Origin of the sequence: [Flexibacter] sp. ATCC 35103 (assembly GCF_001975985.1) — a bacterium.
GTDB lineage: Bacteria > Bacteroidota > Bacteroidia > Flavobacteriales > Flavobacteriaceae > Flavobacterium.
Genome location: NZ_MTQF01000006.1, coordinates 458,340 through 471,380, shown reverse-complemented (window position 1 = coordinate 471,380; position 13,041 = coordinate 458,340). Strand labels below are relative to the sequence as shown.

At 32.7% G+C, this 13,041-nt stretch carries 11 protein-coding genes; 5 read left to right on the top strand and 6 right to left on the bottom strand.

Annotation, left to right across the window (positions count from 1 at the left end; genetic code table 11):
- Positions 1–111 precede the first annotated feature (111 nt).
- Complete coding sequence (locus BXU01_RS14945) at positions 112–1,029, bottom strand: hypothetical protein (RefSeq protein ID WP_083693947.1); 918 nt, start codon at positions 1,027–1,029, stop codon at positions 112–114.
- Positions 1,030–1,200: 171 nt separating this feature from the next.
- Here BXU01_RS14945 and BXU01_RS14940 point away from each other — a divergent pair, with 171 nt between their 5' ends.
- The 3 genes from BXU01_RS14940 (at position 1,201) to BXU01_RS14930 (ending at position 4,505) form a co-directional block, all read left to right on the top strand.
- The gene (locus BXU01_RS14940) at positions 1,201–1,665 is read left to right on the top strand and encodes a MarR family winged helix-turn-helix transcriptional regulator (protein ID WP_083693946.1); all 465 of its coding nucleotides are present in this window, start codon (positions 1,201–1,203) and stop codon (positions 1,663–1,665) included.
- 131 nt (positions 1,666–1,796) lie between these two features.
- Positions 1,797–3,215, top strand: coding sequence for an MATE family efflux transporter (locus BXU01_RS14935; protein ID WP_083693945.1), 1,419 nt, complete (start codon positions 1,797–1,799; stop codon positions 3,213–3,215).
- A 117-nt stretch (positions 3,216–3,332) separates the two neighbouring features.
- Positions 3,333–4,505, top strand: coding sequence for a hypothetical protein (locus BXU01_RS14930; RefSeq protein WP_083693944.1), 1,173 nt, complete (start codon positions 3,333–3,335; stop codon positions 4,503–4,505).
- Positions 4,506–4,514: 9 nt separating this feature from the next.
- On the opposite strand, the gene BXU01_RS14925 is transcribed toward BXU01_RS14930, so the two are convergent.
- Both BXU01_RS14925 and BXU01_RS14920 read right to left on the bottom strand, forming a co-directional pair.
- Positions 4,515–4,949, bottom strand: a complete 435-nt coding sequence (locus tag BXU01_RS14925) for a DUF6526 family protein (protein ID WP_083693943.1) — start codon at positions 4,947–4,949, stop codon at positions 4,515–4,517.
- Between the two features lie 259 nt (positions 4,950–5,208).
- The gene (locus tag BXU01_RS14920; protein ID WP_083693942.1) at positions 5,209–5,700 is read right to left on the bottom strand and encodes a DNA-deoxyinosine glycosylase; all 492 of its coding nucleotides are present in this window, start codon (positions 5,698–5,700) and stop codon (positions 5,209–5,211) included.
- A 217-nt stretch (positions 5,701–5,917) separates the two neighbouring features.
- On the opposite strand from BXU01_RS14920, the gene BXU01_RS14915 reads away from it, so the two are divergent.
- Positions 5,918–6,943 (top strand): AraC family transcriptional regulator, encoded by a 1,026-nt coding sequence (locus tag BXU01_RS14915; protein WP_083693941.1) that lies wholly within the window; start codon positions 5,918–5,920, stop codon positions 6,941–6,943.
- A gap of 388 nt (positions 6,944–7,331) precedes the next feature.
- Positions 7,332–8,282, top strand: a complete 951-nt coding sequence (locus BXU01_RS14910) for a bifunctional helix-turn-helix transcriptional regulator/GNAT family N-acetyltransferase (RefSeq protein WP_083693940.1) — start codon at positions 7,332–7,334, stop codon at positions 8,280–8,282.
- A gap of 97 nt (positions 8,283–8,379) precedes the next feature.
- On the opposite strand, the gene BXU01_RS14905 is transcribed toward BXU01_RS14910, so the two are convergent.
- The 3 genes from BXU01_RS14905 to BXU01_RS14895 are packed head-to-tail and all read right to left on the bottom strand — an operon-like array spanning position 8,380 to position 12,888.
- Complete coding sequence (locus BXU01_RS14905) at positions 8,380–9,579, bottom strand: FAD-binding oxidoreductase (RefSeq protein ID WP_083693939.1); 1,200 nt, start codon at positions 9,577–9,579, stop codon at positions 8,380–8,382.
- The gene (locus BXU01_RS14900; protein ID WP_083693938.1) at positions 9,576–10,064 is read right to left on the bottom strand and encodes a low affinity iron permease family protein; all 489 of its coding nucleotides are present in this window, start codon (positions 10,062–10,064) and stop codon (positions 9,576–9,578) included. Before BXU01_RS14900 ends, BXU01_RS14905 begins: the two co-directional genes overlap by 4 nt.
- A 1-nt stretch (position 10,065) precedes the next feature.
- Positions 10,066–12,888 carry an AsmA family protein gene (locus tag BXU01_RS14895; RefSeq protein WP_083693937.1) on the bottom strand — a complete coding sequence of 941 codons (2,823 nt, stop codon included), beginning with the start codon at positions 12,886–12,888 and terminating at the stop codon, positions 10,066–10,068.
- Positions 12,889–13,041 lie beyond the last annotated feature (153 nt).

The window sequence follows — 13,041 nt, the reverse complement described above, 5'->3', positions numbered from 1 at the left end:
TGTTATTTTGAAGTTAGAAGTTTCAGGTTTCAGGTTTCAAGTTTCAGGTTTACTCCAAAAGCTTTTCAACTTAGAAACTTAGCAACTCAGAACCTTAGTAACTTAAAAAAACTAATGTTTATAAAGCTTAACATGATTTCCAAAAGCATAAGTTGCCGTTATGGTTGGACCATTATATCCCCATTTAAAAAATCCATTTAGCCTTTCTTTTTCAACATCAACCCTGATATTTAATCCTGTATAACCCGCCGTAAGACTAAAATTTTCGTAAACATTGTATAATACAGATAGATTATAACTTAAAATGCGTCCGTCGATATCATTGACTTTAAGGGCAAAATAATTTGCATTTACATAAAGTCCCCAATTTTTTGCTAATACAATTTCTGACCAAATCCCCAGATCGGGTAATGGAGCGGTAAAATCAAAATTGTCTCTGTATTCAGCTTGTGCAGTAGCTCCTTCAAGTTTTAAACCCACATCTGCAAACATAACATGCGCACCAATAAGTGCCCCAATTTCATAAGTAGGTTTTGATACAAAGGCATAACCATACGTAATGCGATAAATTTGATTGTCCAGAAATGCAGAAACCGTTGCATTAACCGGATAGGTATGATCGCCAAATTCTATTTCTTTCTGAAGGGTTTTAGTTGCTGTTCTTTTCAAATAAAAATATTCTGCTCCAAGTCTTGATCTTCTTGAAATTCGCCATTCAAATGCACCTGCAAATGAAACCGTATTTTTTTTAAAGCCAAGATCATTTTCAAAGTCAATTAAATTACCAAAATTACCATTATTGCTTCCCACTTCTACTTCGGTATTATTAGTAGGAAAAAATACACCCGCACTAACTTTAAAACGTCGCCCGTGCCATGGCAAATCTCCTGCATCATAATCCTGAACAGGTGTATATGAATTGGTCTGTAAAATAGGTAAAGATTTTTCTACAGGTACTTCAGCAGTAATTTGTGCATGAATTGTAGAGTAGAAAAGGGAAACTATCAAAAAATAAAATAATTTTTTCATGAGACTTATTTTTAGATTTTATTGATAAATTTTTAACATTTAAAGTTAACGAAAAAAATCATTCATTTTTCTTTTTGTGCTTTATTATTTGAATAAAAAGTCTGAATATCAGTAAATTATGAATTTTGTTAAAATTAGTTGACATGTCACTCTTTTTTGTAATTTTGTCCTATGAAAGAAACAGAAGCAGATTTAAATACTTATAAACAGGAGATATCAGAGAGTTTTTTCTTTCAGATTCACCGTATTAAACGTGCTATTTTTCGTCATACAAATGCGTTGATGAATGAAGCTGGCATAAGCTTGCAGTTAGAACAACTTCCTTTGATTATGATTTTACAACGTAAAAATCTATCTCAAAGAGAACTTTCGGATATGACGATGCGCGATAAATCATCTATTTTAAGAAGTATAAATGCCTTAGAAAAAAAGTCTTTGGTTGTGGTTAAAAAAGATAAAACCGACAAACGAAAGAATATCGTAAGCCTTACGGATCAAGGAATTGAATTAGCAAAAAATATAAGAATTTTAATGAATAGGGCAGAAGATGAGGTTTTGTCTGTTTTCTCAGTCAAAGAAAGAGCAGAAGCTTTAGAAACTATCAAAGGTTACGCAGATAAATTAGATACGCTTTAATGGAATAAAAAGGAATAAAAAAGTTGCGACAAATTGCATAAATTATCGCGAATCTTCACTTACTATAAGAATATAGCAGAAAACGAGTTAGTGAAATTTGTGTAATTAGCGGCTAAAGAAAAATTTACAAAATGAACAAAAACGAATTATTAGAAGGTCCTATACTTTCTTCATTATTAAAATTGGCAGTTCCTATTATGATTGCCAATTTACTGCAGGCCGCTTATCAATTGGTAGATGCTTTTTGGGTTGGGCGCTTAGGCGGAGACGCTGTCGCAGCAGTATCTGTAAGTACGCCGGTTATTTTCCTGACGATTGCCCTGGGAACGGGTCTGGCAATTGCCGGATCGATACTTATAGCACAATATTTTGGAGCAGGACAACAAGAAATGGTCAATCATGTGGCGGCACAAACGTTGCTGATGGTAATTTCGGCATCGATTGTTTTATCAATCATTGGATATTTTCTAAGCCCATATTTCCTGCAAATTCTAAAAGTAACTCCTGAAGTTTATAAAGATGCTTTGGGTTTTATGCAAATTGCTTTTATCGGACTGGTTTTTAGCTTTAGTTTTATGATTTTTCAATCTGTAATGCGAGGTGTTGGTCGTGTTACTTTACCGGTTTATATTGTATTGGGAACCGTAATCTTGAATTTTGCCTTAGATCCGTTGTTTATTTTCGGATGGAATTTTATTCCCGCAATGGGTGTAAAAGGAGCTGCTCTGGCAACGTTATCAACTCAGAGTTTGGCTATTATTATAGGGTTTGCGATTTTATTTAGAGGAAAACATGGTATTCATTTACAGCTAAAAGATTTTAAACCGGACTTTAAACATATTAAAAAAGCGTTTAAAATTGGTTTCCCGTCTTCTATCGAGCAATCGATGCGTGCAGTTGGTTTAACGGCGATTACTTTTTTGATTGTACATTTTGGAACCAATACTGTGGCTTCTTATGGAGCAGGTTCTAATTTGATTCAGCTTGTCATGATCCCGGCTTTGGGACTTTCGATGGCAATTGCAACTTTGGTAGGACAAAATATTGGCGCCGGAAACATGCTTCGTGCCGGAAGAATAGCAAAATTAGGCGCGTATCTAGGCTTTGGTTTATTAACCGGAATAGGATTAATAGCTTTTGCTTTTGCGCCGCATTTAATTGCTTTTTTCGTACCAAATGAACCCGCTGTTATCGCAGGAGGAACTACTTTTTTACGAATTACTTGTCTTTCCTGGGGATTTCTGGGGCTTCAAATGTGTTTATTAGGTGTTTTTAGAGCAGTTGGAAACACAACATTACCTATGATTTTAACGCTGGTTTCTCAATGGGTTTTACAGTTTCCGCTGGCTTATATTTTATCTCATAATACAGCGCTTGGACCAATTGGTATTTGGTGGGCTTTCCCTGTTTCAACCATTGTCACGGCTATTGTTACCATGCTAATTTACGCCAAAGGGGATTGGAAAAAAGAACGATTAACCGGTAAAACAAATAAACTTATTGATAAAGTCGAGAAAGAAATCGTCAAGGAAGGTTTTGAATTGAAATAGTTTTTTTTGAAGGAACAAAGGCACAAAGGCGCAAAGATTTTAATGTTTTCAAGTTTATGAGCAGCCACCATCTTGTCATTTTTGTCTATATTTGAGAGTAATTTCTCAAAATAAAACATGGATAAAAAATTAAAACAATACCTGGTAAAGTCTTTTGTAATACTATTATTGATTCATTTAGGCTATTTTTTATATGGCTTTTATAAGTTTGAAGGAATTGGGAATATTGACATATATACTGAGTTTTACAGGTTTAAGTTTTATGATGATGTTTCGATTTCGCAATTTTTTGTTACGGGATTATTTTTACTTTTCTTTCTGATATTTTTACTGAAAAATCATTCAAGACAAAATTATTCGTTTGGTAATTTGCTTAAAATTGGAGTATTGCTATTGCTGGTTTCTTTTTTAAGTTTTTCATTTTTTGTCAGTTATAGTTTTGGATTGAATGCAAAAATGAGATCTGAATTATCCGAGGCAAAATTTAATAAAGACAAAACCTTACTAAACGTTTTAAATCCGTTTTTGTATAATTATACTTCTTACAGTTCAGAGAAATTATTTAATCCCCTTAATATTTTATATCCCAAGCCTTATCCTGTAATTGAGGTTGTAGACAGCACCTTAATTTCTGATCAAAATTATATTACGGAGAGTACCTATTACAGCATTGATACTTTGAAAATCTTAACCAGTGATTTAGATAAAGTTTCTACTGCAACAAGTTCTGTATTAGATAATATTGGGTTTGGTAAAAAAGAACTTTTAGAACGAATCATTAAGAAGAATGTTATAAAAGACAGTACCGAAATTATCTACAAAGGTCAGGAAGTTAACCCACGATATGATGGCGATATTTGTATATTTCTCGAAAACAAATCCCTCTATAAACCTATACATGATATTGCGATTGAAAAACAACAGTATGATGCTGCGGTAAAACGCTATAAGCTCATTTATAAATACAAGCAAGATTCGTTATTATCTAATTTCAGGCAACTCGATACAATGTTAAAAAAGTACAGGATCGAAACCTATATCGTTCCTAAAGATTTGGTTAAAGATGTTGAGTATTTTAAAAATCACAACAACGAACTGTTGAATGAAATCAGGAATAATTTTGACAGGAAAGCTTTAGAGGAAAAAATGACCACTTTAGAACGATTATTTTATGAGCCAAATTATCTTCATTCCTCAATTATAACCATCTTTTTTGGTGTAGTTACAGGAGCCTGGCTGATTGGTTTTTTAATCTATATCTTATTTAATTTTAAACGAAAGACTGCTTAATTTCATAATTTAAACCCTGTTATAATCGGCTCTCCAGTGTACGATTGCTTTTTTGATGGCATCACCTGTAAGATTATTTTTTAGGGCATCTTCGATAAGCGGCAAAAGCTCATCGTCTGGTGCAAAACGCAAAGCAAATATTTGATCGTCGGTTAATTTGTATTCAAACTCTTCAAATCTTTTTCCGGTAAGAGTAAAATAACGGTAGCGAAGTTCCAGTCTTACAATTCGGTTTTGAAGAATTAGCGCATAATGCTGACGAAGCATAAAGGCCAGACAAAACAAGAATATAAACGCAATGCTTATAAACGACCATATTAATGTATCGCTTGTTGTAAACGCAAAGTAAATACTTATGGCTAAGAAAATTGTTAAAATAGGATAGTAAACAAAATGATGCGGATTGTAAAATCGTATATGATTGTAATAGGTTTGAATTTTCATAATTTTTGTTTTTTTTAGGGGGATTAAAAAACAAAAGCTACCCTAAAAAAATAGAATAGCTTTTTTTCCAAAAATAAACTAACATAACCAATGTTCTCTTTATAATTAAACTTATTAAAGTTTTCTTAGTAATATCTATATTTTAAAAAAAGCCTCAATTGCATGATAATTCTTTTTCATGGCTTTATTTTGTGTTTAGTAAAATTAGATATATTGTAAGATTTTATGTTATATTTTAAAATTGAAATGTTATAAAATTTCAATCTTTTAGTAAAGTAGCAACAATCTTCCATTCTTCTAATTTTGACTCATAACTTTTACTTGCGTTCGCCGGACTTGTAGATGGCAAGGTTATAAGACGATATGGATTCTTTAAATGAACATACTTCTTGAAAAAAGCCGCTGCTTTTTGTCCGTTAAATAATATCGTCTTAATATTGGGATGTTGTTTTAAAAACGTCTCAAAATCATTTGCTATTTCGTTTTTTATAGCACTGTCTAAACTGCCAACCCTGTCACAAAATTGAAGAACATCCCATACTGCAATTTTGTTTTTCTGCAATAAAGCCTTTTTGGTTTCATAGTCTTTAGAGAAATCCTCTTTTAATATAGTAAACATAAATTTCCAGAAATTATTCTGGTTATGGCCATAATATTGATTTAGTTCTAATGACTTTGTTCCCGGCATTGTGCCCAAAATCAAAATGTTAGCATCATTATTGGATATAGGTGAGAAAGAAAAACTTTTCATGATGTATTAATTTGTATTACTAGGAAGGTAATAATTTTAAATGTTAAAATCATAATGCAGAAGTAATTATAAAACAATTTTGAAAAATTATATAACATTTTTCCTGCAGCATTGAGCGAACTTTGAACCGTAGATTTTATAAATCCGTTACCACAAAACGGACTTTGTTTTTTTATAAATCTATACTGAAATTAAGTAGAATTTAAATCCTTGCAAAATGAAAATAGTTACTATAAATACAGAAAAAACTCAAAATATTTTTGAAGAGTTAAACAAAAACTTTGGAGGAAAAGTAACTTTTGATTTAGACGAATACACGCTTGAAACAAACAATAGTTTTGCAAAAGGATCAATCGTTGGTGCCTCTTTCAATGATAATATTTCATATGTACAGTTCGACATGACTTTTTCTGTAGATGTTCGAATGGATATTATAAATGTTAAGTCATCACCCATATATTTTGCGTATTGTTCTAAAGGTAATTTATCACATAGTTTTGGTCTTACTGGCGAAGAAAGAGCTTTTAAGACTTTTCAGACTGCGATTGTCACTTCAAAAGAAAACCAGGACAATGTTTTGTTTTTTGAAAAGGATACAAAAACAAAATTCACTTTGATTATTGTTGGAACCCAAAATTCTGTACAAGATCAAATGCATTCGTTGAACCAAAAAGTAAAAGAAACTTTTTTCGAAAATAATACTGCTCAGGATTTCTTTTATGTAGGTTCATACAATTTGAAAATTGCAGAAAAAATAGAACAATTAAATGCTGTTACGCAAACCGGAATCGTTAGAAATCTTCTAAAAGAAGGAATTTTAAGAATTATTCTGGCAATGGAAATTCAACAACATACAGACGATCAATGTTCTTTTTCAAAAGATGCAAACTGTTTGACTTTAAGAGAAATGGAAGAAATAAAAGAACTTTCTGAAGCTATAAAAGCCAATCCTGAAGAAGCTTTTACGATCAAGTCCTTAAGCAAAAAATCAGGTTTGTCGCCAAACAAACTACAAGAAGGTTTCAAGATGATACACAATAGAACCGTAAACGATTATATCACACATATGAGAGTGTTGAAAGCCGAAATTCTCATCAGAACTTCAGACCTGAACATCTCAGAAATTGTATATTGCATTGGTTTTACCAGTAGAAGTTACTTCTCAAAAATATTTAAACAAAAATTTAACTGCAGCCCAAAAGAATATAAATTCAATTTGAATCCTTTAGCTATAACAGCTTGATTAAAGTTACTAAGCTGCTAAGATCCTGAGATATTAAGTATTAGACGACAAAGTTTATCGTAGAGACGCACAGCAGTGCGTCTTTTTTTGTGTTTAAAAACGTGATGATTTTTTATCTTATTTGTTGAATCTTTTAAGGTACTATTTCCTACTCGCGATCCCGAAGCTTCGGGACGGGACACTTGTATCTTTTTATTTTTAAAGAAAAAAATAAAAAGGATTTCCACTTCTATGGCCATGGACATTCGTTTTCATGATATGTTTATTTATCTAAGAAAGACGCACTGCTGTGCGTCTCTACAAAAAACTTTGTTCCTTTGAACCTTTTTATGCTTTGTAACTATTTTTTTAATTATATTTGCATAACTAGTTATGTAATTAATTATATATGGAATTTTACAATAAAGTAGGTAAAGTGGCTTTAGGAAGCCGTTTACGTTTGATGACAGCAATTATTACAGATGATGCTGCAAAAATATACGAATCATACGGTATGAATTTTATGCCAAAATGGTTTCCGGTTTTTTATACGCTGATGGAGGAACAGGAAATTACCATTACAGAAATTGCCACGCAAATTGGCCATTCGCAACCTTCTGTGAGTAAAATTATTCAGGAAATGATCGCTGCAGGATTGATCGAAGAAAGTTTAAAAAGCAACGACAAACGCAGGAACATTGTGGGTTTGACTGCGCAGGGAACAGAGTTTTCGAAAGAATTGAAATTGCAGGTAAAAGATGTCGAAGCTGCAGTTGATGGTTTAATTGCTGAATCAACCCATAATCTTTGGGCAGCACTTGAGGAATGGGAATTTTTACTGGAGCAAAAAAGTTTGTTTAAAAGAGTCAACGAAGAAAAGAAAAAGCGAGAAAGCAAAGATGTGCAAATTGTAGATTTTGAACCTCAATATCTGGACGCCTTCAAATCATTAAATGTAGAATGGATTTCTACTTATTTCGAAATGGAAGAAGCAGATTATAAAGCTTTAGATAATCCTCAGGAATATATCCTCGACAAAGGCGGGAAAATTTTTGTAGCCTTATATCGCAATGAACCTGTTGGAGTTTGCGCTCTTATAAAAATGAAGGACTCAACTTATGACTTTGAAATGGCAAAAATGGCGGTTTCACCAAATGCACAAGGTAAAAATATTGGTTTTTTATTAGGTCAGGCAATAGTAAAAAGTGCCAGGGAAATGGGAGCAGAGAAGATATATCTTGAAAGCAATACCATCTTAAAACCTGCTATAAACCTGTATTATAAACTAGGTTTCCAGAAAGTATATGGTCTGGCAACACCTTATAAACGCTGTAATATCCAGATGGAGTTAATAATTTAAAAAAAGGTTCAAAGGCTTAAAGTTGCAAAGGTTCATAGGGTAAAAACTTTGTCCTTTGAACCTTTGCAACTTTGAACCTAAAAAAGCAAAAGCTTTTTTAACGTCCAAAACGATAATACTCTAAATCCTTATTCTTTTTATTATTGATTGAATCTAAAATAGAATTCATTCCTATGACACTAAAAGTGATTCCGTTTCCTCCAAAACCCAGGACATAATGCTCGTTTTTGTTGGGATCTGCTTTGCCAAAATATGGCAAACCATCTTTAGTTTCTCCAAAAGTTCCGGCCCATGAATAATCGAGTTTAAAATTAATATTTGGAAATTTTTTCTTAAATCTCCGTAATAAATATTGTTCTTTTTTCTCTAACAGTTTATCTCTTTTTTTAGCATCTTTAAAATCTTCATCGCCACCGCCCATTATAATTCGGTTATCATTGGTTATTCTAAAGTAGAGATAAGGCGAGGAAGTATCCCAAAAAATAGCATTTTTAAAAGCTGTTGGTATAACATCCAGACTTTCTGAGGCAATTACAAATGTGCTTTTTAAGTCCACCACTTTTTCAGTTAATGTTTCGGTACTTTCATAACCACTGCAATGAACAATATGTTCTGCTGTAATCGTAAATCTATTTTCAGTATGCGCTATAGATCTTGCTTTTTGATTCTGGATAGAAGTTATATTAGTACGATCAAAAACCTGCATTCCCTTTTTTTTGCAGTAATGAATTAAATCATTAGCCAGTTTATACGGATCCATAACAGCAGCCGTTTGAGATTCTATGGCAGCAACTGCATTTAATCCCATTTTTTCAAGATGCCATCTTTCAAGCCAGTTCACATCAAATCCGTTTTCCTTCCTGCATTTGTATTCATTTCTTAAAAACGGAATATCCTTTTTTAAAGAACAATAGTAAATACTTTTTTTAAACTCGAACTGGCAGTCGCTTTTTATAGTATCTATAATGCTTCTTAAATCAAAAATGGCTTTTTTTCCACTGTTATAGCTGTCAACAGCGCATTCTAATCCGCGTATTTTTATAAGTTCATGCAGTGAAACGTCAATTTCATATTGAAGCAAAGCCGTACTTGCGGCCGTACTTCCGTTGGCAATGTCGCGACGATCTACCATTATTACTTTTTTACCTTCAGAGATTAACTTATAAGCTATTAAAGCTCCTGTTATTCCTCCTCCAATAATTAGAATCTCAGTGTTTAGATCTGCACTTATAGACGGATAGCTGTATCTCATGGCACTTTTTAAGGGCCAAAAAGTTTCAGATGAGCGTAGTTTCATTTTTTGGTGATATTTCGAGTGCGTAATTTAGTTCTGTTCTTATCTTTACGTTCATGTAAATCATGAGCTTCTGCAATAGAGTGAGAGTTTCTAATGCTTTCATCTTTTTTAGCTAGCTCACTAAGTCTGTGATAATATTTTTGTACAATTATCATTTCGTCTTCGGTCATACTTTCGATATCAACCAGACTATTGCTTGAATATTCGTTTGAAGCAACTAATTCGTTTAATTTTAACTGAATGGCAAGAGAATCTTTATTTTGTGCTTTCTGAATCAAAAAAACCATCAGAAAAGTAATAATCGTAGTTCCGGTATTAATCACAAGTTGCCAGGTTTCTGAGTAATCGAAAATTGGACCTGAAATTGCCCAGGCAACAACAATTAAAAAAGCACCAATAAAAGCGGTCGTACTTCCGGCTGCTTTAGAAACATTTGTGGCAAATTTTTCGAAAGCACCGCTGCCTTTTGTTTTTTTTGTTTTCATTTTACTTAGCTTTTTGTTTACTTACTTTTTCTTCCCTAATTACTTTATTGTTTTTTTCGTCGTAAACAGCATCATCGATTTTTTGACCGGTTTTACTAAATATTTTAATTTTGGGAGCATCATGGGTTCCTGTAATAACAATTGGAAAACCAATGATTCCAAAAGGAGGCAATCCTAATCGCATTCTTAAATCTAATAGTCCGTCGAAACTGGTCGTTCCTTTTATCGTAGGTCTGAAACTCGCAACACTAAAAGTAAAATCTTCTATATGGATCAGATTATTATCTATAGTCGAGTTAATTTCGATTCCTTTCAGGTTAGGATCATCTAAACCTTTTTGTCTTGTTTGAGAACTAATTCCGTCAAATAATTTTAATCCTTTGATTTTTACATCTCTCAGATTCAATTTTCCGCCACCTTCAAGAGATTCGTAAATTGGACTCATATTTCCGTCTAAATCCCCTTTGATTTTATAATCGACCGAAATAATTCCCTGTGCTTTTTCTGCAGCCGTAACCATATCATGAAACATCGGAATCTCTTTGTAGGCTCTTTGCACACTGAAATCTTTGGCCGTAAAATGAGCATCAAAATTAGCAGATGTTGGAGATTCGTCTTTATAGACAGCATCAATTCCTAAAATACAGTCGATAATATTAAAATTGGTTTTTTCTAAATAAAAGCCTCCTTTATTAATTCCTATTTTACCATTAAGTTTGTTTAAAACTAATCCGTTATATTCTATTTTATCTGCATTTGCGGTAAGTGCAACATTTAAGTTTTTGGGTACAATGACCACTCCGCTCATTTTTGGATGATCTTCTTTGGCATATTCTACTTCAAGATTTCGATCTGTATTTTCGCCTTTTTTGAGCGCCATAAATTCATCGACATTTATCAATTTCGATTTCATGTTGAAGTTTCCGCTCAAAGTGCCGTGTGATTCCAGAAAGTAATTTATGGTGTTTAGCAGATATCCATTAATATAAAAATCTGATTTTCCGTAAGTAGCATTGAATTTTTCAAACCACATTTTTTCATTCTGAAAACGGAAATTTCCCTGTTTGATAAAAAATGATTTCGGAAAAAGTTCTGATGTAGCTTTGATGTTTTTTAATATAATCGTTCCTCTGTTATCCAATTTATCATATTGCCCGTTTGTAGCGTAACTTTGTTTTCCTTTTAGCGCAAGATCTGCTTTTGCATAACCCGTAACATCAAGTCCCTTTTGAGAAAAAACCTGATAAATGCGTCCCACATTAAGTTCTCCTTTTATTTTGGCATTATAAGCCAAATCACTAAAGTCTGATAATGTAGCGTTTACATACATTGGGTTTCCTTCAAAAACAAATGATGCGGGAGCAACGGCAACAATTAAATCCTGGAATGTTCCGGCTTTATTAAGCACATTGGCAACAAAAGTTATATTTGTAATTGGGTTAGGATAGGAGTCGGTTTTTAGCCAGCCATTGTGTAACGCAATTCCGCCAATTGTTTTAGGGAATAATTTTTTAGACGTACTAAAAATACCTTTTGCCTGAATATTGGTTTTCAAAATTCCTTTTAAGTCAATACTCGTCAAACCTAAGGCCGCATCAACTGTTGCTAAATCTAATGCACCTTTTACGCTTGCATCTACAGTCATTTCATTAAAACCTTTGCTGCGTAAATAGGCAGTGAAATAATCTTTTTCGCCTACTTTAAATTTAAAAGTCTGTAAATTGATTAAAAGTTTTTCGACATCAAGTGAAGGCAAAATAGCATTTAGATTCATCTGAAAATCGGTCAATGGCGCAGGCGCATTTTGATAATTGATGGCTCCTTTGTCAATTTTCAGATTAAAAGCTAAATCCGGTTTTTGTTTTTTGGCAACATTATAATCTCCTTTAAAAGTAAAAAGCAAATCACTGTTTCCTGAAATTTCTGTTTCATCCATCCAGGTTAAATATTCCGGCGGCATAACCGAAAATAAATCTTTTAGTGTGGTGTTTTCAGAGGCTGCTTTGATATTTATTTTATATCCATCTCTTAAAATAGTAAACAGACCTGTAAACTTTAGAGGTAATTTATTGATTTTTAATTCATTTTTTTGAAGAATAAATGAAAGTGCGTGTGTATTAATTCTGGTGATTAAATCAGCGCGGACTTCTTTTTTTCTAAGATAAGCGGTTCGGTCGTAATAAAAATCGACATTATCAATTCGGGCATCAGTATTTAAATCAAATATATCTTCGCTCAAATTTCCTTTTCCCACATAATTGAAACCTTTTGCGTCTACGAGAATTTTAGCTGAGCGATCGTTGTATTTTACATGACAATCTTCAAGGTCAATTCGTTCTAACCTAATCGCAGTTCCTTCTTCAGGCGCATTGGGATCGTTTGGTTTTTTGTCACGATCTTCAGGAGCGACATAAATATTATAATTGGCTTGTCCTTTTTGGTTGACCATTATATTTATTAAGGCTTTAGAAACGTATAATTTATTAATCTTTACTTCATTATCAAAAATCAGTCTTTTTAAGTTAATCCCAAATGCTACTTGCTCTGCTTTTAATAATGTATCATTGCTAAACGGAGCTGAACCGGTAAGTGATAAATCATCAAGAGAAACCGTTAACGAAGGGAAATGGGTAAAAAAAGAAAGTCTTGATTTAGAAAAATCCAGTTTGGTATCTAAACGTTCATTGGCAATTTTTTTTACTTCGGCAGCAACAGTTCCGGGAAATAATAGCGGAATCAAAAATAGTAACAGCAAGATACTTGCTATTACTATTCCGGTTACTTTTAAGATTTTCAGGCTTATATTTTTATATGAAGTTTTCATAATTATGGAGATTATGTGAAGTCGAATTTTAACACATAGAAAAGTAGATTTTGAAAAAATGAAAAAGGTGTTTCACTTTTTTAAAATTCACATAAGAGCTATGTGAAAAAATAAGTTTCTGTTTTGTACTCTTAATTATTAAGCATATAGTCT

Coding starts and splice junctions, on each gene's coding strand:
- BXU01_RS14945 (WP_083693947.1), bottom strand. CDS start 1,029: ATGAAAAAATTATTTTATTTTTTGATAGTTTCCCTTTTCTACTCTACA.
- BXU01_RS14940 (WP_083693946.1), top strand. CDS start 1,201: ATGAAAGAAACAGAAGCAGATTTAAATACTTATAAACAGGAGATATCA.
- BXU01_RS14935 (WP_083693945.1), top strand. CDS start 1,797: ATGAACAAAAACGAATTATTAGAAGGTCCTATACTTTCTTCATTATTA.
- BXU01_RS14930 (WP_083693944.1), top strand. CDS start 3,333: ATGGATAAAAAATTAAAACAATACCTGGTAAAGTCTTTTGTAATACTA.
- BXU01_RS14925 (WP_083693943.1), bottom strand. CDS start 4,949: ATGAAAATTCAAACCTATTACAATCATATACGATTTTACAATCCGCAT.
- BXU01_RS14920 (WP_083693942.1), bottom strand. CDS start 5,700: ATGAAAAGTTTTTCTTTCTCACCTATATCCAATAATGATGCTAACATT.
- BXU01_RS14915 (WP_083693941.1), top strand. CDS start 5,918: ATGAAAATAGTTACTATAAATACAGAAAAAACTCAAAATATTTTTGAA.
- BXU01_RS14910 (WP_083693940.1), top strand. CDS start 7,332: ATGGAATTTTACAATAAAGTAGGTAAAGTGGCTTTAGGAAGCCGTTTA.
- BXU01_RS14905 (WP_083693939.1), bottom strand. CDS start 9,579: ATGAAACTACGCTCATCTGAAACTTTTTGGCCCTTAAAAAGTGCCATG.
- BXU01_RS14900 (WP_083693938.1), bottom strand. CDS start 10,064: ATGAAAACAAAAAAAACAAAAGGCAGCGGTGCTTTCGAAAAATTTGCC.
- BXU01_RS14895 (WP_083693937.1), bottom strand. CDS start 12,888: ATGAAAACTTCATATAAAAATATAAGCCTGAAAATCTTAAAAGTAACC.